The organism is Mycobacterium sp. MUNTM1, assembly GCF_054660795.1.
This window is the reverse complement of the sequence record NZ_BAAGDE010000123.1, coordinates 1-2,555: the sequence shown is the minus strand read 5'-3', so window position 1 is coordinate 2,555 and position 2,555 is coordinate 1. Positions and strand designations below refer to the sequence as shown.

The following is a 2,555-nucleotide window of genomic DNA, read 5'->3' as shown; positions in this document are numbered from 1 at the left end:
GCGCCACCCCCGCCGCACAATGCCCCGCCGCTGGCGCACATGCCGGCCGTCTCGGCCAGCCCGCAGACCCAGATGGCCCCGCCGGTCTCCGCCAAGCCGCCAGAGGTGGCAAACCTGGCGACGAAGATGTTCCAGGCGCTGCTGCCGTCGCGGTCCGGCGCGATCCAGAAGCCGGCCGGGTCGCAGACCATCGGCCGGGCCACCGACAACGACATCGTCATCCAGGATGTGCTGGCCTCGCGCCACCACGCCTTCCTGATCCAGACGCCGCTGGGCACCGAGATTCGCGACGCGCACAGCGTGAACGGGACCTTCGTCAACGGCGTCCGGGTCGGCTCGGCGGTGCTGACCGAGGGCGACGTGGTCACCATCGGCAACGTCGACCTGGTGTTCACCGGCGACAGCCTGGTCCGGCGCACCGAGGCCGCGACGCGCACCGGCGGGCTGGAGGTCAACTCCGTCTGCTACACCGTCGACCACGGCAAGCAGCTGCTCGACCACATCTCACTGACCGCCCGGCCGGGGACGCTGACCGCCATCATCGGCGGCTCCGGCGCCGGCAAGACCACCCTGTCGCGGCTGATCGTCGGCTACACCAGCCCGACGTCGGGCAACGTGACCTTCGAAGGCCACAACATCCACACCGAGTACGCGTCCATGCGCAGCAGGATCGGCATGGTCCCGCAGGACGACGTGGTGCACCGCCAGCTGACCGTCAACCAGGCCCTCAACTACGCCGCCGAGCTGCGCCTGCCGCCGGACACCAGCAAAGAGGAACGGGCCCGCGTCGTCGCGCAGGTGCTCGAGGAACTCGACATGACCCAGCACGCCGACACCCGGGTCGACAAGCTCTCCGGCGGCCAGCGCAAGCGCGCCTCGGTCGCCCTCGAGCTGCTCACCCAGCCGTCGCTGTTGCTGCTCGACGAGCCGACCTCGGGTCTGGACCCGGCGCTGGACCGTCAGGTCATGCTGATGCTGCGCCAGCTGGCCGATGCGGGCCGCGTGGTGCTGGTGGTGACGCACTCGGTGTCGTATCTGGACGTGTGCGACCAGATCCTGCTGGTCGCCCCTGGCGGGAAGACCGCGTTCTGCGGGCCGCCCGACCAGGTCGAGTCCGCCATGGGGACGCGCAACTGGGCCGACATCTTCGCCAAGGTCGGTGCCGACCCCGACGAGGCCAACCGGCGCTTCAAGGAGCGCAACCAGCAGTCGATGCAGCCACCGACCCCGGAGAGCCCGGCGGATCTGGGCGAACCACCCCAGACCGACCTGTTCCGGCAGCTCTCCACGATCGCCCGGCGCCAGGTCCGCCTGGTCGTGTCCGACCGCGGCTACACGATCTTCCTGGCGATCCTGCCGTTCCTCATCGGCGCGTTGTCGCTGACGGTGAAGGGCCCGCACCCGGGCCTCGGCCCGGCCGACCCGATGGGTCCCGCGCCGACACAGCCGCAGTACATCATGGTTCTGCTGAACATCGGCGCCGTCTTCATGGGCACCGCCCTGACCATCCGCGACCTGATCGGCGAGCGCGCCATCTTCAAGCGAGAACAGGCGGTGGGGCTGTCCACCACCGCCTACCTGCTGGCAAAGATCGCGGTGTTCTGCGTCTTCGCCACCGGCCAGGCGGCGATCGCGACCATCATCGTCCGGCTGGGTAAGGGCGCGCCGACGGCGCATCCGCAGTTCTTCGGCAACTCCACGTTCTCGCTGTTCGTCACCGTCGCGGGCACCTGTGTGGCCTCGGCCATGCTCGGCCTGCTGCTGTCGGCGCTGGCGCAGTCCAACGAACAGATCATGCCGCTGTTGGTGGTGTCGATCATGTCCCAGCTGGTGTTCTCCAGCGGCATGATCCCGGTGTATCAGCGCTTCGGCCTCGAGGAGATGGCGTGGCTGACGCCGGCCCGCTGGGGCTACGCGGCGGGCGCGTCGTCGATCGACTTCCCGTCGTTGGTGAAGGTCAAGCAGATCCCGACCAACGACCCGATCTGGCAGCATTCCAAGCACATTTTCGTGTTCGACATGCTGATGCTGACCGCGCTGTCGGTCGGCTACACCGGCTTCGTCCGCTGGCATATCCGGCTGAAGCGCTAGGCCGGCGCCCCAACCTCGACCCAACCTGGATGTGATGACTCGACCTGCGCAGCCCGTGCTGACGGCTCGATCTGACCGCTCCGAAGGTAGTTTCGCCGCCGGCCGGGACGTGGTCGTGGGCAGCGACCTGCGCGCCGACCTGCGCGTGGCGCACCCGCTGATCGCCCGCGCCCACGTGTTGCTGCGCTTCGATCAGGGGCGGTGGCTGGCCGTCGACAACAACTCGCTCAACGGGGTCTACCTGGACGGCCGGCGGGTGCCGGTCGTCGACATCCACGACGGCCAGACGATCAACATCGGCAAGCCCGACGGCCCGCGGATCACCTTTGAGGTGGGCCAGCACACGGGCAACGTCGGCCTGCTGCCGCCGACCACCAAGTCCATCCCCATCATCCCCGCGCGGCCCGCCGCGCCGACGCCGGCCACCGGCTCGCGTCCGGTGACGGCCCCACCCCGTCCGGTCG

The 2,555-nt window shown here is 69.4% G+C and carries 2 protein-coding genes; both read left to right on the top strand.

Annotated features, from left to right (window positions below; translation table 11 throughout):
* Positions 1–2,091 (top strand): ATP-binding cassette domain-containing protein (locus ACYQ8K_RS29965; protein WP_459974981.1); only part of this gene is annotated, 2,091 nt, incomplete at its 5' end.
* A gap of 34 nt (positions 2,092–2,125) precedes the next feature.
* Positions 2,126–2,555, top strand: a 430-nt coding sequence (locus ACYQ8K_RS29960) for an FHA domain-containing protein (protein ID WP_459974979.1), incomplete at its 3' end; no start/stop codon positions are given.